This is a genomic window from Salinispora tropica CNB-440 (genome assembly GCF_000016425.1).
In the GTDB taxonomy this organism is placed as follows: Bacteria; Actinomycetota; Actinomycetes; order Mycobacteriales; family Micromonosporaceae; genus Micromonospora; species Micromonospora tropica.
The window spans coordinates 4,359,540-4,381,194 of sequence record NC_009380.1; the positions used below are offsets into that span (position 1 = coordinate 4,359,540).

The following is a 21,655-nucleotide window of genomic DNA, read 5'->3' on the forward strand; positions in this document are numbered from 1 at the left end:
CCTGCCCGTCCGGTCGGCGGCTTTGTTCGGGCTATCCGGGCAGAGTAGAGCCGCCATGGTGGTCATGCCGGCCGTCTTGGCAGCGGCGATGACCTCCTCCTCCCGGATCGATCCGCCGGGCTGGACCCCTGATGCCAACCCCGAGGGTTTCGATCCGCGCGGCACCCGACTGTCGAACTGCGAGGCCCTCAGCTTTCGACTTGCGGGGCTCCAGGCTTTCGATCCGCGCGGGCCTCGGGTAGGCCACCGACGACGCCGACATGGCCGCCCACGTCGTCCCGATCGGCGGCACCGAGGACGGCACCCAGCAGCCCGGGGAAGCGGACGTCGAGGTCTTCGCCACGGAGTTCGACGAAGCAGCGGGTGCCTTCCTGCCGGGTGCGGGTGATACCAGCGTCGCGAAGCACGCGCAGGTGATGGCTGAGGGTGGACTTGGCGACCGGTACACGTAGTTCGCCCCACCCGCGTTCACGGCCGTCAGCGAGCACACGCACCAGGCCGACCCGGATGGGGTCGTTGAGCGCCCCCAGCACGTCGATGAGGGAGATCTCGTCGGGGTCGGGGGGCTGTGCCTTTTTCATGGCGACCATGCTACCTTATTCGATGTTCCACGAACGTCGAACATTGAGGTGACAATGAACGCCGAGCCCCGCACAAATCTCGCCACACATGTCGTTGTCGTCACCGGCGCCGGATCCGGCATCGGCCGTGCCACCGCACACGCGTTCGCCCGCGCAGGCGCACGGGTACTGGGCATCGGCCGCCGTAAGGATGCTCTGGAGAAAACCGCTGCCGGACACCCCGAGATCGCCGTCCATCCAGCCGACCTGAACGATCCAGGAGCACCCCAGGAAGCGATTGACGCCGCGATCGACCGCTGGGGACAAGTGGACATCCTGGTCAACAACGCCGGAGCTACCAAGATCATGCCGCTGGCGCACACCACGGCCGCGGGCATCGCCGCCCTGTTCGACCTCAACGTCGTCGCGCCCAGCCTGCTGGCGCACGCGGCGCTACCGCACCTACGTCGGAGCCGCGGCTCGATCGTCAACGTCTCCAGTACCTACGGCCACCGGCCCCTGCCGGGCGCCGCCCACTACGCAGCCTCCAAAGCCGCCCTCGAACAGCTCACCCGTAGCTGGGCGTTGGAACTCGCGGCTGACGGTGTTCGCGTCAACGCCCTCGCTCCCGGACCGACCGAAAGCCAGGCGCTGGCCGCCGCCGGACTCCCCGACCCGGCCATCGAAGAGATCAAACGAGAGGAGGCCGCCCGCATCCCCCTTGGTCGCCGAGGTGACCCCGAAGAGGTCGCCACCTGGATCCTGCGCCTGGCCGACCCGGCCAGCACCTGGCTGACCGGGCAGATCCTCACTGTCGACGGCGGACTCGAGCTGACGTGACCTCGGTCAGTGGAAAAAGTGACGGGTGCCGGTCAGGTACATGGTCACGCCGGCCGCCTTGGCAGCGGCGATGACCTCCTCGTCCCGGATCGACCCGCCAGGTTGGACGATCGCCCGCACTCCGGCGTCGATGAGGATCTTCGGCCCGTCGGCGAACGGGAAGAACGCGTCCGAGGCACACACCGCGCCCCGCGCCCGTTCGGCACCGGCCCGATCCACCGCCAGCCGGGCCGAGTCCACCCGGTTGACCTGCCCCATACCCACACCGACGGTCGCGCCGTCGCGGGCGAGCAGAATCGCGTTGCTCTTCACCGCTCGGACCGCCCGCCAGGCGAAGGCCAGGTCCCGCAGGGTCGCCTCGTCGGCGGCCTCGCCGGTCGCCAGCTGCCAGGTGGCCGGGTCGTCACCCGCGGCGTCCACCTTGTCCCGCACCTGCACCAGCATCCCACCGGTGACCGGTCGCCACTCCGCCGACGCCGGGGCGTAGGCCGGGGCGCGCAGCAGGCGCACGTTCTTCTTGCCCCGCAGTACCTCGAGCGCGTCGGGTTCGAACTCCGGAGCGACAACCACCTCGGTGAACACCTCCGACACCTGCCCGGCGAGCTCGACGCCGACCGGTCGGTTCACGGCGATCACGCCACCGAAGGCGGACACGGGGTCGCAGGCGTGCGCCTTGCGGTGCGCCTCTGCGACGTCCACGCCAACCGCGATGCCACACGGGTTGGCGTGCTTGATGATCGCCACCGCCGGCTGGTCGGAGAAGTCGTTGGCGGCCCGCCAGGCGGCGTCGGCGTCAACGTAGTTGTTGTACGACATCTCCTTGCCGTGCAGCTGCTCGGCCTGGGCAAGCCCGGCCGGGCTCGACGGGTCGGTGTAGAGGGCGGCTGCCTGGTGCGGGTTCTCCCCGTACCGCAGCACCGCGTCGCGGCGCAGCGCCAGCCCGGCGAAGCTCGGCCACGGCGCGTCCTCGACCAACTCCCGCGCGCACCACTCGGCGACGGCCACGTCGTAGTCGGCGATCACCGCGAACGCGCGGGCCGCGAGCGCCCGACGCTGCGCCAGGGTGAAACCACCCACCCGTACCGCCGTCAGCAGCTGCGGGTAGCCCGACGGGTCGGTCACCACGGCGACCGAGGCGTGGTTCTTGGCAGCGGCCCGCACCATCGCCGGCCCGCCGATGTCGATCTGCTCGACACACTCGTCCTGCCCCGCCCCGGAGGCGACGGTCGCCTGAAACGGGTACAGGTTGGACACCAGCAGGTCGATTGCCCCGATGCCGTGCTCGGCGAGCTGCCCAACGTGCGACTCCTTGCGCAGGTCAGCGAGGAGACCGCCGTGGATCTTGGGGTGCAGGGTCTTGACCCGGCCGTCGAGGATCTCCGGGAACCCGGTCACGGAATCCACCGCGGTGACCGGCACGCCGGCACCGGCGATGGCCGACGCGGTGCTTCCGGTCGAGACGATCTCCACGCCGGCGTCGTGCAACGCCTGGGCCAGCTCGGCCAGACCGGCCTTGTCGTAGACGCTGACCAGCGCCCGCCGGATCGGGCGGCGCTCGTCCTGACTGGAACTCACGGAACCGTGACCTTTCTTCCGGTGATCGTCCAACCTTCACGGACCAGGCGACCCACCTGCTCGACGAGCTGGCGTCGCTCGGCCTCTTTGATGCGCTCGGTGAGCGTCTGCTCGTCGTCGTCGTCCCACACCGGCACCGTGACCTGGGCGACGATCGGGCCGGTGTCCGTGCCCGCGTCAACGAAGAAGAGGGTGGCCCCGGTGACCTTCACTCCGTAGGCGAGCGCGTCGCGGGGCCCGTGGATGCCGGGGAAGGCCGGCAGCAGGGTGTTGTGCGTGTTGAGGTACCGATCACCGAACGCGGCGAGGAAGTGCGGGCCGACCAGCTTCAGGAAGCCGGCGGAGACGACCAGGTCGGGCGTGTGTTCGGTGACCCGCGCGGTGAGCGCGGCGTCCCAGTCGGAGCGGGTCGGATAGTCCTTCACCCGCTCGACGAAGGTCGACACCCCCGCCGCTGCGGCTCGGTCCAGCCCGGCGATGCCGTCGCGATCCGCCCCGACCGCGACCACTCGGGCCCCATACCCGGGGTCGGCGCCGGCGTCGAGCAGCGCTTGGAGGTTACTGCCGGAGCCGGAGACGAGAACGACGATACGGGCGACGGGCACAGACTCAGGCACCGGACAACCCTATCGGGGCCGTCCAGCAGCCGGTCCGCTGGGCGGCAAGCCGGCTCTGACTCCTCGACTGGACCAGGTACGCTGCCGATCGCTCCCCGCGCACCCGGGGCGACCGTCGTCGCACCCTCCGTTCAGAGGAGTAGCAAGAGATGCAGCCCAGAACCCCGCCCCAGTCCTCAAACTCCTGCTGATCGACCGGGAGGACGAATGCAGCCCGACCCATCCACCCCTCAGTCCAACCCGTCCACCCCACCGGCTGACCCGTACGCCCCACCGGCTGACCCGTACGCCCCACCGGCTACCTCGGTTCCGGAGCAGCCGTACCCCCAGCCGCCGGCGGACCCGTACGCCGCGCCCACCGCACCGCTGAGTACGCCACCATCGGACCCGTACGCCGCGCCCGCCGCTCCGCCGTACCCGCCAGGACCGAACCCGTACGCCGCGCCCGCCGCTCCGCCGTACCCGCCAGGACCGAACCCGTACGCCGCGCCCACCCCTCCGCCGTACCCGTACGGCACGCCCACCGCACCGCCACACCCCGCGCCCTACGGTGGGACACAGATGCACCCGAACGCGGGTTACCCGTTACCGTCCACAAAGCAGAACCAACTCGGGCTGATCTCCATGATCCTCGGCATCGTGTCGGTCCCGCTGGGCTGTTGCTATCTCACCTTGCCGCTGGGCATCGCCGCACTGGTGACCGGATGGCTCGGCCAGCAGAAGGTCGAGAAGGGGCTCGCGGACAATCGCGGCCAGGCCCTGGCCGGCATGATCTGCGGGGCGATCGGCGTGCTGGTGAGCCTCGGCTCGATTGCCCTGAGCATCATCGGCAGCGACTAACTTGATCTTTAACCTGTGCGGTGCGGCCGGGGATTGGTCGACTTCTTCTTCGAAGAGGTTGTCTTCCCGGTCGCGCTGCTGGTGACGATGTGGACGTCATAGCGGCGGGTGGGATGGCGGTTGGGTCGTCCGGGTGGGCGGCCGGGTCCTGGTCGGTTGGGTTTCGGTGCACCAGCGGGACAGGCGCTGTTGGCACGTAGGTGCCGAAAGCCGCGGCGGACCCGGGCGGGGGTGAGCCGTTCGGGTGGGGCGGGTCGTTCCCAGGGGCGACGTAGGTCGGCGGCGAGGGGGCGTGCCAGCCGTAGCTGGGTGTAGGCGGCGAGGATCAGCCAGGTCCAGCGGTCGGCTGCCTGCGGGGTGCGGACCTTCGGGGCGGTCCAGCCGAGGGTCTGCTTGAACAGGCGGAACGTGTGCTCGATGTCGAAGCGGCGCAAGAAGGTCTGCCAGAGCCGGTCGATGTCAGCGGTGGTGGGGTCGACACCGGACCACCACAGCCACACCGGTTTCGGGGTCGCGCCGCTGGGCAGGTGATCGACCTCCAATCGGATGACCGTTCCCTCGATCACCGGCAGTACCTTCGCCGCGTCGATCCAGGCGGATCGGTGGGTCAGCCGGGGGTGCAGCCGGTTCCAGGCTCGGGCCCACGCCGTGCCGTAGAGGCGGGGTTTCCGTGCTGGTGGCCGCGTCGGGTTCGCCCCAGGTGGCGGGATCACCGAAGGCGAATTCGCCGCCGTGGCGAGGCGGCCGGCCGTTTGTTCCTGGCTGCCGGGGCGGCGCGGCGCGGCGCAGCACCCGGTCCGAGCGCATCCGGGCGAGGACCTGCACGGGCAGGTCGCGCAGGAGGAACGCCAGCCGGGGCGCGACGCCCCGTGGCCGCGACGATGCTCACCCACCAGTGACAACTCCACCAACGACCGGACCGGCCCATCGGCGCACAACACCGCGTCCGTCAGGTCGAACAACGCGTCGGCGCGAGCGGTCAAGCAGTCGTAGAACACTCACCGGAACCCGTCCAAGTCCCCGACGGCATCAGCCACGCGACGCACACTGATCACCAGAACAGCCCTTGGCTATTGATGCTCTTCCCTAGACAAGGGCATCATCGACCAGGGGCTGTTTCCGTGACCAGCCAGGGTCTCCAGAGGACCCTCGAAGGTTAAAAATCAAGGTAGTCGCGTCGGCGGAGTCAGCCGCGGGACAGGAAGCGGGCCGCTACCACCCCACCCAGCACACCGGTACCGGTCACCACAGTCGCCACCGCCGCCACCTGCCACGGCACCGGTCCGACCTCAGCCAGCCGGCCCGCGCCCAGTGGACCGGCTGACGCCGCCGCCGCGATCCCCACCAGTAGCCCCGTCACCGGCCCGGCGAACGCCGCCGGGCGCAGGAGCGGCCCCCACTCTTCCCGGGCTCGGTCGCTGCCGGAGAGCAGCAGCCGACGGGTCAACGACCAACCCGCCACCATCCCGACCAGAATCGGCACCGCGAGCAGACCCGTCCCCAGGCCGTCCACCGGTCCACCGGGGAGGCCCGCGACCAGCGGCAGGGCCGGCAACGCCCCAACTGTTACCTCGCTGGTCTGCACCGTGGTGTCGGTGCCAACCGCGAACCCGGGACCGAGCAGGTAGCTGGCCGACCAGATCGCCACGTTCGGGGCGTACGCCAGGTTGACCAGGGTGATCCCGGCCTGCCCGGCCACCCCGGTGCGGTAGGCCGCGATCAGGTCGGCCGCGTCGCCGCCGCCGGTCGCCACCGCCAGCCCCGCCGCGCCGGCCCCCGCCGCGAGCAGCAGGAGCGCCGCGACCAGACCGGTCCGAACCCCCTCCCGCAGCGGCAGCGACGCTCGCGCGGCGAGCAGGTCACCGAGCCCGGTCGTGCGCACCGTACCGATCAGGGCAGCGACCGTGGCGACCACGGCGAGAGTCAGGCCGGACCGTACCGGCGACACGTCCAGTTCCGCACCGGTGACCAGCAGAGCGGCGAGCACCCCGAGGATCGTGTACACGACCCCGACCGCCCCCGCGGCGACGATCGCGCGTCGTGGCGACCTGCTGCCCCGGGCACCGATAGCTCGGGTGACGTGCACTCCGGCCCGATTGAGCCGCCAGCCGGCGAGCAGGGTTACCGCCAGCGGGGCGAGCCCGAGCGGACCGGCACTCGTCGTCAGGGGGATGCCGTGTCCGAGCAACCAGCCAGCCAACCCGACCCGGACCGCGTCCGGCAGGCTCGACGCACCCTCACTGAGCTGGAAGAACCAGAGCACCACTGCCACCGGCAGCCAGGAGGTGAGCGCCGCACCGACTGCGGCGACGCCCGCGGCGACGGCCAGCGGCGGACGACTCGGCGGCCCACCCGCCCGTGGCGCGGGTATGCGGCGGGCTGGCCCGGGTCGGCCCGGCGGGCGGGCGCCCACCCGAGCGCGTCGGCCGGGCTGATCGGGGGTGACAGAGGACATCAGGTCTACTCTGACATGCTGCGGGGACGGCGGCAGGTCGATAAACCCCTCGCGCGGGTTCGAATTGCGTGATCCACCGTCTCCTGCCTTCGATCCGGTCTAGCCTCGGCCACAGGACGCCACCGCGGGCGACCGGCGTGTCAAGTGGGGACCTCCACCACCGGAGGCGTTGACCGTGTCCCCCTGCAACCCGGCGGGCGCGGCACCGATGCGAGGAGGCACGCCGTGACCGCTCCATATCCGCCGCCCGGCACGGCGGCGGGCCAGGACCGGACGACGCTCTGGGGCGTACTCGGTATCGTCGTCGGCCTGCTGTGCTGCGGCGTCCTCGGGATCGTCTTCGGCTACCTGTCGATCCGCGATGCCCGACGTTTCGGTAATTCGCCGGTGCTCGGTTGGTTGGGCATCGCCTTCGGCGTGCTCAACATCATCGCCAACGGCCTTCTCTACGTTGGCGGCAACAATCCGTTCAGCTGAGCTGACGACTGGAGGGATCGGCCGTAGACGGCCGATCCCTCCAGCTGTCGTCGTCGGGGCTCAGCCCGCGGACATGATCTCCCGCATCAGCCGGGCGGTCTCGGTCGGAGTCTTACCGACCTTGACGCCGGCTGCTTCCAGCGCCGTCTTCTTGGCCTCCGCGGTGCCCGCCGAGCCGGAGATGATCGCACCCGCGTGCCCCATCGTCTTACCGGGCGGTGCGGTGAAGCCAGCAATGTAGCCGACGACCGGCTTGGTGACGTTCGCCTTGATGAACTCGGCAGCCCGCTCCTCGGCGTCGCCACCGATCTCACCGATCATAACGATCGCGTCGGTGTCCGGGTCGTCCTCGAACGCGGCCAGCGCATCGATGTGCGTGGTCCCGATAATCGGGTCGCCGCCGATGCCGACGCAGGTGGAGAAGCCGATGTCGCGCAGTTCGTACATCATCTGGTAGGTCAGCGTGCCGCTCTTGCTGACCAGGCCGATCCGGCCGGCGCCGGTGATGTCGGCCGGGATGATGCCGGCGTTGGAGGCACCCGGCGACACGATCCCCGGGCAGTTCGGCCCGATGATCCGGGTCCGCTCGCCCTGCGCCACGTTGTACGCCCAGAAGGCGGCGGTGTCGTGCACCGGCACGCCCTCAGTGATCACCACGGCGAGCGAGATGCCGGCGTCAATCGCCTCGATCACCGCGCCCTTGGTGAACTGCGGCGGCACGAAGATGACCGTCACGTTGGCGCCGGTCTCCCGCATCGCGTCGGCGACGCTCGCAAAGACCGGCAACTCGGCGCCGTCGAAGTCGACAGTGGTACCCGCCTTGCGCGGGTTCACCCCACCGACGATGTCGGTGCCCGCGGCGAGCATCCGCCGGGTGTGCTTGGAACCCTCGGAACCGGTCATCCCCTGCACGATGACCTTCGAGTCCTTGGTCAGCCAGATCGCCATTGTCAGACCCCCGCAGCGGCCAGCTCGGCGGCCCGCTCGGCCGCACCATCCATCGTGTCGACCCGCTGGATCAGCGGGTTGTTCGCGCCGTCGAGAATCGCCCGACCGGCCTCCGCGTTGTTGCCGTCGAGGCGGACAACCAGCGGTCTGGTGACCTTCTCGCCCCGCTGCTCGAGCAGGGCCAGCGCCTGCACGATGCCGTTGGCGACCGCGTCACAGGCGGTGATCCCACCGAAGACGTTGACGAAGACGCTCTTCACCGCGGGATCGGAGAGCACGATCTCGAGGCCGTTGGCCATGACCGCAGCACTCGCACCGCCACCGATGTCGAGGAAGTTCGCCGGCTTCACACCGCCGTGCCGCTCACCGGCGTACGCGACCACGTCGAGGGTCGACATAACCAGTCCAGCACCGTTGCCGATGATGCCAACCTCACCGTCGAGCTTGACGTAGTTGAGGTCCTTCTCCTTGGCGGCCTGCTCCAGGGGGTCCACCGCGGCCTGGTCAACCAGCGCCTCGTGGTCCGGGTGTCGGAACGCGGCGTTCTCATCCAGGCTGACCTTGGCATCGAGCAGGAGTAGCCCGCCCTCGGCGGTCTTGGCGAGCGGGTTCACCTCAACCAGCGTCGCGTCCTCGGCGACGAACGCCTTCCACAGGTCCACGGCGATCTCGACGGTCTGGTCGGCGACCTCGGCCGGGAACCCGGCCTGCGTGACGATCCGCCGGGCCGTCGCCACGTCAACGCCGGTGTTCGCGTCGATCGGCTCCTTGACGACCTTCTCCGGCGTCTCGGCGGCCACCTGCTCGATGTCCATCCCACCAGCGACACTGGCGATGCAGAGGAAGGTGCGATTCGCCCGGTCCAGCAGGTAGGAGAAGTAGTACTCCTCGGCCACGTCCGCGGTCACCGTGATCATGACCTTATGGACGGTGTGCCCCTTGATGTCCATACCGAGGATGTCGGTGGCCCGGGCCACCGTCTCCTCCGCGCCCTCGGTCAGCTTCACCCCGCCGGCCTTGCCCCGGCCGCCGACCTTCACCTGCGCCTTGACGACCACCCGACCGCCGAGGCGTTCGGCGATCGCGCGGGCCTCCTCCGGGGTCGTGGCGACGCCGCCGGCGAGCACGGGCAACCCATGCCGCTCGAACAGGTCCCGCCCCTGGTACTCGTACAGGTCCACGATTGCGCGTCCCGTCCCGTCTCCGCGGCGCGCCGTCGCGCCGCCACCAGCGTATGGAAAACAGTTTGACGCCTGTCATCAGTTGTAACAGGCCATTGAAGGCAGCCTAGCGAGGTCGACACCACCAACGACCAAGCGGGTACGTGGTGTGCGGTTTTGCACAGCTGACTGGCCAGCACCCGCCGTTTGACCGAGTGCCAACCTTCCGGACGATGTTTTCCCCGACGCGTAACCCCGGGGGTGAGGCCTCGTTGAGTCAGATGTCGAAGCGCTGGTCAGCGCGGCGACGAGACGGCCGATGCCCTGTCGGTCGAGGGGTGGCGGCGGGGCATCGTGCATAGAGAGGCCGGACGTGTGAGGGGTGCGTCCGGCCTCTCCCCCTGTCCAGCCCAGTGAACTTCTCGGGCCGATCGTTGGCGCACGTCAGGCGACGGCCTGCGCGACGTTCTGTCGAACCCAGTCCACGATCGACCCTGTGGTAGCCCCCGGGGTGAAAATCTTGGCCACGCCAATCTGCTGTAGTTCCGGGATGTCAGTGTCCGGGATGATGCCTCCGCCAAAGACGACGATGTCTCGCGCGTCTCGCTCGGCAAGGAGCTCCAGCACCCGCCGGAAAAGCGTCATGTGCGCCCCGGACAGAACGGAGAGTCCGACCGCGTCGGCGTCCTCCTGGATCGCGGTCTCCACGATCTGCTCCGGGGTCTGATGCAGACCGGTATAGATGACCTCCATCCCGGCGTCCCGGAGGGCACGCGCGACGACCTTTGCGCCGCGGTCATGGCCGTCCAGGCCCGGTTTGGCGACGACGACCCGAACACGAGAGCTCATCTGCGCATCCCTTTCACCGGCTCCGCGGCTTGACCTTAACGAACGGTAACCCGACCGGTCCGGGCTGAGGAATCCGGGCCGGCGGATACCCCGCCGCCTCGGCGCCCACCCACTCACCGCAAGACCAGGACAGCACCCGGGGCCGGGTCAAGCCGGACGGCTCCACTGTTCGGTCACACTACGCGACGAACAGGATGAGATTGGGAACACCTCCACCGGCTTAGCCCCAGGACAATAGTGGATACAATCGGACAGAACATCACACCAATATGGCGATGCGGCTTGTGACGGACGTGGCGGTTGGCTACCGTGTCCAACGGTTGTCATCAGGTCCATGGACGGGTGACGACGCGGTCGGCGGAGTTCACCCGAGCTTCGCGAACCTGTCCGATCGCCTCGATACCCCGACAACGGAGGGTGTGCGTGCGCCAGCGCCTGTCGTCTGAGCCCGATAGATATCGCGGCCGTCGCCGCGTACCCACCCCACCGCGGAGCCGCTACGCCGCCGTGGTCACCACCGCTCTCGTTGGTGCCGGCGGAGTCGCACTCTTCGCCGGCAACGCCCTTCCCGACGCCAAGAGCGTCAGCCCGACCGTCCTGGCCGAGCTGAAGACGGCCTCCGCGCTGAGCGAGGACGCCGCCGAGCGCGCCAACGCCGCCGACCGCTCGTCACGGGACGGCGAGCGCGTCGACGCGGCGGCGGAGGCAGAAGTCTGGTGCCTCCCCCTCAAGGAGTACGAGTTCAACTCCCCGTACGGCGTTCAGGGTGAAGAGCTCCACACCGGCGTGGACCTGGTTGCCCCGGAGGGCACCCCCTACGTCTCCATTCATGACGGCACCGTCACCAAGGCCGGCTGGTTCGGCGGGTACGGATACACGGTGATCGTCGCGAACGCCGACGGCAGCGAGGCCATCTACGGGCACTCCTCCGAACTCAGCGTGCAGGAGGGCCAGGAGGTGAAGGCCGGCGACCAGCTCGGCCTGGTCGGTAACACCGGCCTCTCCTACGGCTCCCACCTGCACCTGGAGGTCCATGTCAAGGGCGAACCGCTCGACCCGGTCCCCTGGTTGATGGAGCGCGGAGTGGACATCAAACTTCAGATGGAACCTTTCCACAGCGAGGTAGCCATCCCCTGACGTTGAGTCATGCCTTACTGCCGCCCGGATCGGATGATCCGGGCGGTTTTTTCACTCCTCCAGTCGGTGAAGGTGTTTGGGGTCACGTCCCGCGGTGTGACTGAGCCCACGCTCGAACCGAATCGCTGCCGTCGCTATTCGCGACACGGGCCGACAAAGCTCCGACGATCGCGCTGGACCAAGCCCGCCCGATGACCCCTCGTCTCCGGCCGGCTCCGGGCGGACCCTCAGTATGTCGAGGTCATGTGCCCCTACGAGCAGTGAAGGTCCGTTGTGCAGAACGACACCCCCCGCTCGAGCAGGAACACCGCACCGGCCCGCCACCGGCGACCGACCAGCACCCGAGGCCGGGTGCTGCGCGCCACAGTCGCCGCGGTAGCCGGACTCGCCCTCACCGGAGTCGCGGTAACAGCGATCACCGGAGATGACCAGGACGCCGCACGGAACGGTGCCGTCGACATCGACCTGCGGACTCAGACCGAGGCCCGGGCCCAGGCCGAAGCCGCCGCCCAAGCCGAAGCCGCCGCCCAAGCCGAAGCCGCCGCCCAAGCCGAAGCCGCCGCTCGCGCTGAAGCCGCCGCCCGCGCCGATCGCTCCGCCCGGGAGTCGGCGAGCAGCAGTCCGACCCCCAGCGCGTCGGCGAGCCCCACGGAGCGGCCCTCGGTCAGCGCGACACCGAAGGTGACGGCCAAGCCGGCAACCACGACAACCACCGCGTCGACGCCGACCTGGGTCATCCCCATGGCCGATGCCACCATCACCTCCTGTTACGGATCGCGGTGGGGAATGCTGCACGCCGGTATCGACTTCGCCATGCCCGCCGGCACCCCGGTCCACGCCGCCTTCGGCGGCACCGTGACGAAGGCCAGCGACGCTGGCGACGGGTACGGCATCTCGGTCATCATCGACCACGGCAACGGATATCTGACCCACTACGCCCACCTCAGCACCGCGAAGGTAAGCGTCGGCGGCCAGGTCGGTGCCGGTGACCCCATCGGTCTGGAGGGCTCCACCGGCGACTCCACCGGCCCGCACCTGCACTTCGAGGTACACCAGGGTCAGCTGTGGAACCAGATCGACCCGGCGCCTTTCCTCCGCGAACGCGGCATCGACGTGGCCTGCTGACCGGGCGCCTCCCCGGGGCCGACGGGCGAACCGAGCCCGTGCCGTCCGCTCACAGCCGATCGATCGGTGCGTGCCGGAGGACCAGCCAGAGCGTCTGGTCGCCGAAGTCGATCTGAGCACGGGCACCTGGACCATGCCCTTCCACCGTGAGTACCCGACCCAGCCCGTACCGCTGGTGGTTGACCCGGTCTCCGACCGCGACCCGCGGGGGCGCTGACGGCAACTCGCTGGCCGTGGCGAGGCGACTACCGTCAACGCCGAGCCGACGTGCGAGCTGCGCGGCCTTCGGCGTACCACCGGTGAAGCCGCCCTGCCCCCGGTCCGCGCGACCGCCCACGCCTCCGCCGCCGCCGGCCCACGAGGTGTACGAGCCCTCGGTGCGCTCCCAGCGCACCAACTCCGCGGGCAGTTCCTCGAGGAACCGGGACGGCGCGTTGTAGGCCGGCTGGCCCCACGCCGAGCGGGTGACCGCCCGAGACAGGTAGAGACGCTGCCGGGCCCGGGTGATCCCCACGTACGCCAGACGCCGTTCCTCCTCCAACTCGTGGTTGTCGCCGAAGGTACGGGCGTGCGGGAAGACCCCGTCCTCCATCCCGGTCAGGAACACCACCGGAAACTCCAGCCCCTTGGCAGTGTGCAGCGTCATCAGGGTGACCACCCCCTGGTGCTCCGGGTCGTCGGCGGGCAACTGGTCCGCGTCGGCCACCAGCGCGACCTGCTCCAGGAAGCCCGCGACAGTGGCCCGCTCGCCCTCCTCGCCCAGGCCCTCCACCCGTTCCGTGTACTCCCGGGCGACGCTGACCAGTTCCTGGAGGTTGTCGACCCGGCCGGCGTCCTGCGGGTCCAGGCTCTCCTCCAGCTCGGTCAGGTACCCCGACCGGTTCAGCAGCGCCTCCAGCACCTCCTCGGGCGCGCTGGTCTCCGCGACCTCCCGGACACCGTCGAGCAGCGCGACGAACTCCGCGATGCCGTTCGCCGCCCGAGTGGAGATGCCCGGCGCGTCCCTGGCCCGGCGAAGGGCAGCGCCGAAGGAGATCCGGTCCCGGCTGGCAAGCGCCTCGACACATGCCTCGGCTCGATCCCCGATGCCCCGGCGGGGAGTGTTCAGCACCCGACGAAGGCTGACCGTATCGTCCTCGTTGACCAACGCCCGCAGGTAGGCCAGGGCGTCCCGGACCTCCTTACGCTCGTAGAAGCGGACTCCACCGACGACCTTGTAGGGCAGGCCGACGCGGATGAACACCTCCTCGAAGACCCGGGACTGGGCGTTGGTCCGATAGAAGACCGCCACGTCCCCCGGCCGGGTGTCGCCGTCGTCCACAAGCCGGTCGATCTCCCGGGCCACCCAGTCGGCCTCGGTGTGCTCGGTGTCGGCGACGTAGCCGACGATCGGGTCGCCGGTCCCGGCCTCACTCCACAGCCGCTTGGGCTTACGGGAGGTGTTGCGGTCGATCACGGCGTTGGCCGCGTTCAGGATGGTCTGGGTGGAGCGGTAGTTCTGTTCCAGCAGGATCGTCCGAGCATCGGTGAAGTCCCGCTCGAACTCCAGGATGTTGCGGATCGTCGCGCCCCGGAACGCGTAGATCGACTGGTCGGCGTCACCCACCACGCAGAGCTCCGCCGGGTCAAGCCCGTCGGTACCCGACACCAGCTCCTTGATCAACACGTACTGGGCGTGGTTGGTGTCCTGGTACTCGTCAACCAGCACGTGTCGGAACCGACGCCGGTAGGTCTCCGCGACGTGCGGATGCGACTGGAGCAGGTGCACCGTCGTCATGATCAGATCGTCGAAGTCCAGCGCGTGCGCCTCACGGAGCCGCCGCTGATAGAGCGTGTACGCCTCGGCGAGTGCCCGCTCGTTCGGCCCCTTGGCCCGGGCGGCGAACTCCTCGGGGTCAACCAGCTCGTTCTTCAGATTCGAGACCTGGGCGGCCAGCCCCCGCGCCGGGTAGCGCTTCGGGTCGAGGTCCAACTCCCGGGCGACCAGCTGCATCAGCCGACGGGAGTCGTCGGCATCATAGATCGAGAAAGTCGACTTCAAACCCGCATGCTCGTGCTCGGCCCGCAGGATGCGGACACACGCCGAGTGGAAGGTCGAGACCCACATCAACCGAGCACGCGGCCCGACCAACTGGGCCACCCGCTCCTTCATCTCGCCCGCGGCCTTGTTGGTGAAGGTAATCGCGATGATCTCGCCTGGGTGCACCTGTCGGGCCGCCAGCAGGTAGGCGATCCGGTGGGTGAGCACCCGGGTCTTGCCGGAACCGGCTCCGGCCACGATGAGCAGCGGTGACCCGGCATGGGTAACCGCTTCCCGCTGGGGGCCGTTCAGCCCGTCGAGCAGCGCCTGCGGGTCGAGGCGCGCCGGAGTGGGTCGTCGCGGCGGAGCAGGGTCGGGCGCGGACGAGGGCACGGGAATGTCAAAGAGAGGATGCATCGCACGGCGAGTCTATGCCGTCGCCCCGACGAATCCCTGTGGCCACGGCCCGGGTGTACGACGGCGCGCTCTCCCCCTGCCCACGGTCGCGTTCCTTCGGTGATACAAGACTCCCTGGTCAGGGCTTTCCTTGCGCCGCCGAGCGGGAGAGGGCATACTCGGCACCGTGTTTGGTCGGCGCGAATACTTTTACTACGGTCCGGGGAGTCCGGTAGCCGTAGGTCACGCCTGATCAACCAAGACCTACGAAAAGGCCCCGGGCTCGCGAGCCCGGGGCCTTTTCGTCTCGGGATCCGGGCACCAGCACCCGACACCCGAAGGGTACGACGATGATGACAGGCGTGGCGGAGCAGAACGGCAGCACGGACGACACGAGTGGCGCGGAGGGCACCGTCGATCGCGACGCCGGCACGAAGGAGCCGTTGGCCGTGGCGCAGATCGCGAATATCCGGCAACGGATCGACGAGATCGACGGAACCCTGATCGACCTCTGGCAGGAGCGGGCACGGCTCTCCCGGCAGGTTGGCGCGACCCGAATGGCCTCCGGCGGCACCCGCTTGGTGCTCTCTCGCGAGCAGGAAATCCTGGAACGCTTCCGGGCCGCGCTGGGCGCGGACGGCACCCAGGTCGCCCTCCTGCTGCTCCGCGCCGGCCGCGGCCCGCTCTGATCCGACAGCCCCGATAGCGAAACAGGACCGGGGCGTCGGCCAGCATGGCCAACGCCCCGGTCACTGTGGAGCTGCTACCGCTGCGCGTGCACCACGTCCCGAACCTCGGCGAAGTGGCAGGCGCTCGGGTGGGCCGAACTCTCCCGGACGGCCAGCGCCGGCTCCTGCTGGGCGCAGATCTCCTGCGCCTTCCAGCAGCGGGTCCGGAAACGGCAGCCCGAGGGCGGGTTGGCCGGCGACGGAACGTCACCGGTCAGGACGATCTGATCCCGCATACCCCGTAGCTTCGGATCCGGCACCGGCACCGCCGAGAGCAGCGCCTGCGTGTACGGGTGGGTGGGGTTCTCGTAGATCTGGTCCTCGGTGCCGATCTCGACGACCCGACCGAGATACATCACCGCGACTCGGTCGGCGATGTGCCGCACCACGGACAGATCGTGCGCGATGAAGATGTACGACAGCCCCAACTCGTCCTGGAGCTTCTCCAGCAGGTTGATCACCTGCGCCTGGATCGACACGTCCAGGGCGGAGACCGGCTCGTCACACAGAATGATTTCCGGGTTGAGCGCCAGCGCGCGGGCGATACCGATGCGCTGGCGCTGGCCGCCGGAGAACTGGTGCGGGTACCGGTTGATGTGGTCGGGGTTCAGACCGACCAGATCCAGCAGCTCCTGGACCCGGGCCCGCCGCTGGGGCTTCGCCAGCACCTCGGGGTGCACCTCGAACGGCTCGCCGACGATGTCGCCGACGGTCATCCGCGGGTTGAGCGACGTGTACGGATCCTGCATCACCAGCTGGATGTTGCGCCGGCCACGACGCCGCTCGGAGCCGCTGACCTTCGCCATGTTCCGGCCCTGCACGAACAGGTCTCCGGAGGTGGGGGTCTCCAGTCCCACCAGCATCCGGGCCAGGGTCGACTTGCCGCAGCCAGACTCGCCGACGATGCCGAGGGTCTCACCCCGGCGCAGCTGCAGGTTGATCCCATCGACCGCGCGAACCGCGCCAATCTGCCGCTTGAAGAGGATCCCCTGGGTCAGCGGGAAGTGCTTCACCAGGTCACGGGCCTCCAGCACGATGTCAGACATCGGCCTTGACCTCCTTCCAGAAGTGGCAGGCGGAGCTTCGGACCGGCGCCACCTGATACAGCGTCGGTACCGGGTCCTGACGGCAGGCATCCTGCACGTACCGGCACCGGGGGTTGAACGCGCATCCCTTCGGAATGTCGGTCAGCAGCGGCGGCAATCCCTTGATGGCGGAGAGTTCCTGGCCCTTGAGGTCCAGGCGGGGAATCGACTCCAGCAGGCCCTTGGTGTACGGGTGGGACGGGCTCTCGTAGATGTCCCGGACCGGAGCCTCCTCAATGACCCGGCCGGCGTACATCACCGAGATGTGGTCCGCCACGTCGGCGACCACACCCATGTCGTGCGTGATCAGCAACAGGCCCATGTTCCGTTCCCGCTGCAACTCGGCGAGGAGGGTCATGATCTGGGCCTGCACGGTGACGTCCAGGGCGGTGGTCGGCTCGTCGGCGATCAACACCTCCGGGTCGAGCGCCAACGCCATAGCGATCATGACGCGCTGCCGCATACCACCGGAGAACTGGTGCGGGTACTCGTTCACCCGCTGCTTCGCCGCCGGAATCTTGACCAGGTCGAGCAGCTCGACAGCGCGCGCCTTACTGGCCGCCCGGGACATTCCCCGGTGCTTGCGGAACAGCTCTGCGAGCTGGAAGCCGACCGTGAAGACCGGGTTCAACGCGGAGAGGGCGTCCTGGAAGATCATCGCGATCCGGTTGGCGCGGACCTTACGCCGCTGCGCCTCCCGCAGCTTGAGCAGGTCGACGCCGCGGTAACGGATCTCCCCGCCGGTGACGAACCCGGGTGGGCTGTCCAGGATCCCCATAATCGCCTGGGCGGTGACGCTCTTACCGCAGCCGGACTCCCCGAGAATCGCTCGGGTCTCGCCGGCCCGCAGACTGAAGCTGACGCCGTTGACCGCGCGGGCGATGCCGTTGCGGGTCCGGAACTCGACGTGCAGATCCTTGACCTCAAGCGGCAGGGCATCCGAGTCAAGCCCGGGCAGGGCGTCCAGCTTGACGTTCACATCAGTGCTCATGGCGCTCACCGGAACTTCGGGTCGAGGGCGTCACGCAGGGCGTCACCCATGAGAATGAAGGACAGCACCGTGCCAATCAACAGCCCGCAGGGGAAGAGCAGCAGCCACGGATCCTCCAGGAAGTAGACCTGGTGGGCCGAGATCATGATGCCCCAGGACTGCGTCGGCGGCTGGAGCCCGATCCCGAGGAAGGTCAGCGTGGCCTCCGCGGCGACGAACGAACCCAGCACGATCGTGGCGTACACCAACATCGGCGCGATCGCGTTCGGCAGGATGTGCCGGAACATCAACCGGCCGTTACTGGCCCCGACCGCCTTGGCGGCCTGCACGTAGTCCAGATCCTTCGAGGAGATGACGCTACCGCGGATGATCCGGGCGATCGTCGGCCAGCTCAGCAGGAACAGCACCAGGGCGATGGTCACGGGGTTCTGCTGCTTGATCACGGTCAGGAAGACGATCGCACCGAGCAGGAACGGCAGCGAGAAGAAGATGTCCATCAGCCGGGAAATGATCCCGTCGACCCAGCCACCGTAGTACCCGGCGAGGAGCCCCATCAGACCACCGAAGAGCACGATGCCCCCGGTAGCCATGATCGCGATCACCATCGACGGCTGGGCGCCGTAGATGGCGTGCGAGTAGTAGTCACAGCCCTGGATGTTGAAGCCGAACGGGTGCTCCCAGCTCGGCGAGACCCGGGACTGGTCGGTGCTGCACGCCCGGGGATCCTGACTGGTCCAGAGCGTGGGGAAGGCCGCCATCGTGCTGACCACGACGATGTACAGCACGGCGAGCATGAAGACCGGGTCGCGAACCAACTGCCGGCGGGCATCCGCCCACAGGCTGGCGTTGCGCTCCTTGCCGCTCGTGCTCGTCTTCTCCGGGGCCCGGCCGTCGCCGGAACCCGGGGCACCGCCGACGGTGGCGCCGGCGCTCGTCGCGTCACTCATGTCCCCACCTCGTTTCGCTTCGCCCTGCCGAGGAAGCCGGGATCACCGGCCACCGGATACCGACCACGGTGCCGTCACTCATAGCGGATCCTCGGGTCGAGGACGGCGTACAGGAGGTCGACCAACAGGTTGGCGAGCAGAACGACCAACACCAGCATGGTCACCACGCCGATGACCACGGACGACTCTCCATCCCGGGCGGCACTCGTCACCAGTCGGCCGATACCGGGCACGTTGAAGATGGTCTCGGTGACCACCGCGCCCGCCATCGCCGAACCGATGTCGACGCCGAGGTACGTGATCACCGGAATCAGCGAGTTACGCAGCGTGTGCACGCCGATGACCCGCTTGTTCGCCAGGCCCTTCGCCCGTGCGGTCCGGACGTAGTCCGCCCGGATGTTCTCCATGATGCTGGTCCGGGTCAGACGCGCGGTGGTGGCGAGCGCCACCGCGCCGAGCACCATGCCGGGGATCAGGAGACTGGCGAACGGGTAGTCCGGCTTGAAGCCGGGGCTGAAGAACCCGTACGCGACGACGTCGGGGATCCACTCCTGATCACGCAGGATGTTGCCGAACTTGACCCCGATGAACTCCCGCACCACGATACCGAGCACGAAGATCGGCACAGAGATCACGAAGACGGTGCTGATCTTGACAAGGTTGTCCGCGAAGCTGCCGCCCCGCAGACCCGCCCACACACCGGCGGCGATACCGACGACGGCCTCGAAGACAATCGCGATCACCAGCAGCTTCAGGGTGAATGGAACGGCATTGGCCACCAGGTCGGTGACCTCCTGCCGCCGCAGGTCGATGCCGAAGTCGAAGTGCAGGAAGACTCCGCTCACCCGGTCGAGGAAGAGCCCGAAGCAGGGGTTGCCCTTCTGCTCGAGGCAGGGGTCACCGTAGCCGAGTCGGTCGGTGACCGCCTGGAGTAGGGCCGGCGGCGGGGTCCGGTCACCGAAGATGGCTCGGACCGGGTTCCCGCTGAACTGAATCGCCAGCGAGGTCATGTAGTGGAGCAGGAACATGGTGCCCAGCACGGTCGGGATGAACTGGAGCAACCGTCGAATGACGTAGCGCCCCATGTCGGGGTCTCCTCTCGGCGCTGATACAGCGGCAACGATCACCCTGGTGGGGTGATCGTTGCCGCCACATCCTTTACGGCGGGATCAGATTTCCGAAGCTCAGTTCTACTTCAGTGAGGTCGCACCGTAGTCGGCGCCCATGACCTGGTTCCAGACAAAGGCGTCCACGTTCTCGCTGTAGACCGCCGCTTCCTTGCGCCAGAACATCGGGATGACCGGCATCTCCTCAGCCAGGATGTCCTCAGCCTGCTGGTAGAAGGTGATGGCCTCCTCCATGGTCGGAGCGGCGTCGCCCTGCTTCAGCAGGTTGTCGAACTCGGGGTTGCTGAAGGTGCTGTTGTTGCTGTCGTTGCCGGTGCTGTACAGCGGAGTCAGGTAGGTCTCCAGGAACGGGTAGTCCGGGCCCCAGCCGAGCCGGAACGGGCCGGTGAACTCCCGGTTGTCCGCCACGTCCAGGTACTCGGCGAACTGCAGGTTGACCTTCAGCTCGTAGTCGATGCCCAGCGCGGCCTTGACCTGGTCGCCGACGGCCTGGAGCCAGGCGTCGTGGCCAGCACCCGCGTTGGCCCACAGGGTCAGCTTCTTGCCCTCCGGCCAGCCACCGGCCGCCGCGAGCAGTTCCTTGGCCTTCTCGACGTCCTTCTCGCAGTAGGCGCAGATACCCTCGCGAGCGCCCTCGAAGATCGGCGCGACGAAGCCGGTGGCGGGAGTCCACCGTCCGTCGAAGACGGCGTCAACGATGGACTGCCGGTCGATCGCCAGCGAGATCGCCTGGCGGATCCGCTTGTCCTTGAAGCTGTCGTCGTACAGCGGCATGCCGACGTAGTTGAGGCTGTCGCCCGCCTGCTCGTACAGCCGGTCGCCGTAGCTGGCCTTGGCGTCCTTGAAGCGCGCCGGCGGGATCGTGTACATCACGTCCAGCTCGCCGGCCTGGAAGGCGGCGTAGGCGCCGTCCACGTCGGCGAAGATCCGGTAGTTGATCGCCTCGGGCTTGCCCGGCTCGCCCTTCCAGGTCTCGCTGCGGACCAGGTTGATCTCGACGTCGTGTTCCCAGCTACCGTCGATCTTGTAAGGGCCGTTACCGATCGGGGTCTCGTTGCAGGCATCCGCGTCGTCGACGCAGGCCTGGGCCATCGGGAAGAAGCCCGAGTACCCGACAATGGTCGGGAAGCCGGTGAAGGGCTCCTTGAGCTCGACGGTGAAGGTGAGGTCGTCGACCTTCGTCAGGCCGGACATCGTCTCGACCGTCGGTGCCGGGGCCTCCGCCGGGCCCTCGCCGTCCGGGTCCTTGGGCAGGACCTCGTCGATACCGGCGATCCGCTTCATGAAGTAGCCGTTGTTCTGGGCGTTCGGCGCGTAGGCGGCGAAGTTCCACGACCGGATGAAGGAGTCGGCGTCGACCGGCTCACCGTTGTCGAAGGTGTAGCCGTCCTTCAGCTTGATCGTCCAGAGCTTCTGGTCGTCCGAGGTGATCGACTCGGCCAGATCCATCTCCGACTCACTGGTCTCGGCGTTGTACTTGACCAGACCGCGGTAGAGCTGACGGATCACGTAGATCGACGGCTCGTCGTCGGCGTTCGACGGCAGCAGGTACGCCGGCTCTGACGCATATACACGAAGCGTGCCACTGGCGTCACCATCAGCATCGCTCGAGCCGCCGCCACCGCAGGCAGTGGCCAACATAGCGGTGGCGGTCGCCGCGACCGCCACCTTCAGGAATTTCCCGCGCATGGGGAGTGCCTCCTCAGGGCGCTCAGCTCACGAGGGGTGTGAGGTGCCTGCCACTGTGACACCAGACGCGCGTCAGCGGAAAGGCGTGT

The 21,655-nt window shown here is 68.5% G+C and carries 19 protein-coding genes and 1 pseudogene; 6 read left to right on the forward strand and 14 right to left on the reverse strand.

All coding sequences use genetic code 11. The features are described from left to right. Positions 1–188 precede the first annotated feature (188 nt). Complete coding sequence (locus STROP_RS19135) at positions 189–590, reverse strand: ArsR/SmtB family transcription factor (protein WP_018830686.1); 402 nt, start codon at positions 588–590, stop codon at positions 189–191. A 45-nt stretch (positions 591–635) separates the two neighbouring features. Here STROP_RS19135 and STROP_RS19140 point away from each other — a divergent pair, with 45 nt between their 5' ends. Next, positions 636–1,400, forward strand: a complete 765-nt coding sequence (locus STROP_RS19140) for an SDR family NAD(P)-dependent oxidoreductase (protein ID WP_012015011.1) — start codon at positions 636–638, stop codon at positions 1,398–1,400. Between the two features lie 6 nt (positions 1,401–1,406). Here the strand turns inward: STROP_RS19140 and purH are convergent, their stop codons facing one another. Next, positions 1,407–2,975: a bifunctional phosphoribosylaminoimidazolecarboxamide formyltransferase/IMP cyclohydrolase gene (gene purH, locus STROP_RS19145; RefSeq protein WP_012015012.1), complete on the reverse strand. Its 1,569-nt coding sequence runs from the start codon at positions 2,973–2,975 to the stop codon at positions 1,407–1,409. Next, on the reverse strand, positions 2,972–3,592 hold the full coding sequence (gene purN, locus STROP_RS19150) for a phosphoribosylglycinamide formyltransferase (protein WP_012015013.1): 621 nt from the start codon (positions 3,590–3,592) through the stop codon (positions 2,972–2,974). The genes purH and purN overlap by 4 nt, the downstream gene beginning before the upstream one ends. Before the next feature lie 207 nt (positions 3,593–3,799). Between purN and STROP_RS19155 the strand changes: the two genes are divergently transcribed. Continuing rightward, complete coding sequence (locus tag STROP_RS19155; RefSeq protein WP_012015014.1) at positions 3,800–4,432, forward strand: DUF4190 domain-containing protein; 633 nt, start codon at positions 3,800–3,802, stop codon at positions 4,430–4,432. A gap of 8 nt (positions 4,433–4,440) precedes the next feature. On the opposite strand, the pseudogene STROP_RS19160 reads toward STROP_RS19155, so the two are convergent. Further along, a pseudogene (locus tag STROP_RS19160) lies at positions 4,441–5,430 on the reverse strand (transposase). 188 nt (positions 5,431–5,618) lie between these two features. Beyond that, on the reverse strand, positions 5,619–6,887 hold the full coding sequence (locus STROP_RS19165) for a cell division protein PerM (protein ID WP_012015016.1): 1,269 nt from the start codon (positions 6,885–6,887) through the stop codon (positions 5,619–5,621). A 225-nt stretch (positions 6,888–7,112) separates the two neighbouring features. On the opposite strand from STROP_RS19165, the gene STROP_RS19170 reads away from it, so the two are divergent. Next, positions 7,113–7,364, forward strand: coding sequence for a hypothetical protein (locus STROP_RS19170; RefSeq protein WP_012015017.1), 252 nt, complete (start codon positions 7,113–7,115; stop codon positions 7,362–7,364). Positions 7,365–7,424: 60 nt separating this feature from the next. On the opposite strand, the gene sucD is transcribed toward STROP_RS19170, so the two are convergent. The 3 genes from sucD to STROP_RS19185 all read right to left on the reverse strand — a co-directional run bounded on the left by sucD (position 7,425) and on the right by STROP_RS19185 (position 10,321). Continuing rightward, positions 7,425–8,312: a succinate--CoA ligase subunit alpha gene (gene sucD / locus STROP_RS19175; protein ID WP_012015018.1), complete on the reverse strand. Its 888-nt coding sequence runs from the start codon at positions 8,310–8,312 to the stop codon at positions 7,425–7,427. A gap of 2 nt (positions 8,313–8,314) precedes the next feature. Then, entirely contained in the window at positions 8,315–9,493 is a 1,179-nt protein-coding gene (gene sucC, locus STROP_RS19180; protein WP_012015019.1) for an ADP-forming succinate--CoA ligase subunit beta, read from the reverse strand. A gap of 423 nt (positions 9,494–9,916) precedes the next feature. Then, entirely contained in the window at positions 9,917–10,321 is a 405-nt protein-coding gene (locus tag STROP_RS19185; protein ID WP_012015020.1) for a coenzyme B12-dependent isobutyryl CoA mutase small subunit, read from the reverse strand. A gap of 423 nt (positions 10,322–10,744) precedes the next feature. Between STROP_RS19185 and STROP_RS19190 the strand changes: the two genes are divergently transcribed. Continuing rightward, entirely contained in the window at positions 10,745–11,458 is a 714-nt protein-coding gene (locus STROP_RS19190) for a M23 family metallopeptidase (RefSeq protein WP_012015021.1), read from the forward strand. Between the two features lie 273 nt (positions 11,459–11,731). After that, a complete protein-coding gene (locus STROP_RS19195) occupies positions 11,732–12,583 on the forward strand; it encodes a M23 family metallopeptidase (protein WP_012015022.1) in 852 nt (283 codons plus the stop codon). Between the two features lie 49 nt (positions 12,584–12,632). Here STROP_RS19195 and pcrA read toward each other — a convergent pair whose 3' ends face one another. Then, positions 12,633–15,020 carry a DNA helicase PcrA gene (gene pcrA, locus STROP_RS19200; RefSeq protein ID WP_012015023.1) on the reverse strand — a complete coding sequence of 796 codons (2,388 nt, stop codon included), beginning with the start codon at positions 15,018–15,020 and terminating at the stop codon, positions 12,633–12,635. A 329-nt stretch (positions 15,021–15,349) separates the two neighbouring features. Between pcrA and STROP_RS19205 the strand changes: the two genes are divergently transcribed. Then, positions 15,350–15,688, forward strand: coding sequence for a chorismate mutase (locus STROP_RS19205; protein WP_012015024.1), 339 nt, complete (start codon positions 15,350–15,352; stop codon positions 15,686–15,688). A 74-nt stretch (positions 15,689–15,762) separates the two neighbouring features. Here the strand turns inward: STROP_RS19205 and STROP_RS19210 are convergent, their stop codons facing one another. From STROP_RS19210 to STROP_RS19230, 5 genes are all read right to left on the reverse strand, one after another. Continuing rightward, entirely contained in the window at positions 15,763–16,773 is a 1,011-nt protein-coding gene (locus tag STROP_RS19210; protein ID WP_012015025.1) for an ABC transporter ATP-binding protein, read from the reverse strand. After that, positions 16,766–17,803, reverse strand: a complete 1,038-nt coding sequence (locus STROP_RS19215; protein ID WP_012015026.1) for an ABC transporter ATP-binding protein — start codon at positions 17,801–17,803, stop codon at positions 16,766–16,768. The genes STROP_RS19210 and STROP_RS19215 overlap by 8 nt, the downstream gene beginning before the upstream one ends. 5 nt (positions 17,804–17,808) lie before the next feature. Then, positions 17,809–18,750, reverse strand: coding sequence for an ABC transporter permease (locus STROP_RS19220; protein ID WP_012015027.1), 942 nt, complete (start codon positions 18,748–18,750; stop codon positions 17,809–17,811). A 74-nt stretch (positions 18,751–18,824) separates the two neighbouring features. Further along, entirely contained in the window at positions 18,825–19,835 is a 1,011-nt protein-coding gene (locus STROP_RS19225) for an ABC transporter permease (protein WP_012015028.1), read from the reverse strand. A gap of 105 nt (positions 19,836–19,940) precedes the next feature. Beyond that, positions 19,941–21,566 carry a peptide ABC transporter substrate-binding protein gene (locus STROP_RS19230; protein ID WP_012015029.1) on the reverse strand — a complete coding sequence of 542 codons (1,626 nt, stop codon included), beginning with the start codon at positions 21,564–21,566 and terminating at the stop codon, positions 19,941–19,943. Positions 21,567–21,655: the final 89 nt, after the last annotated feature.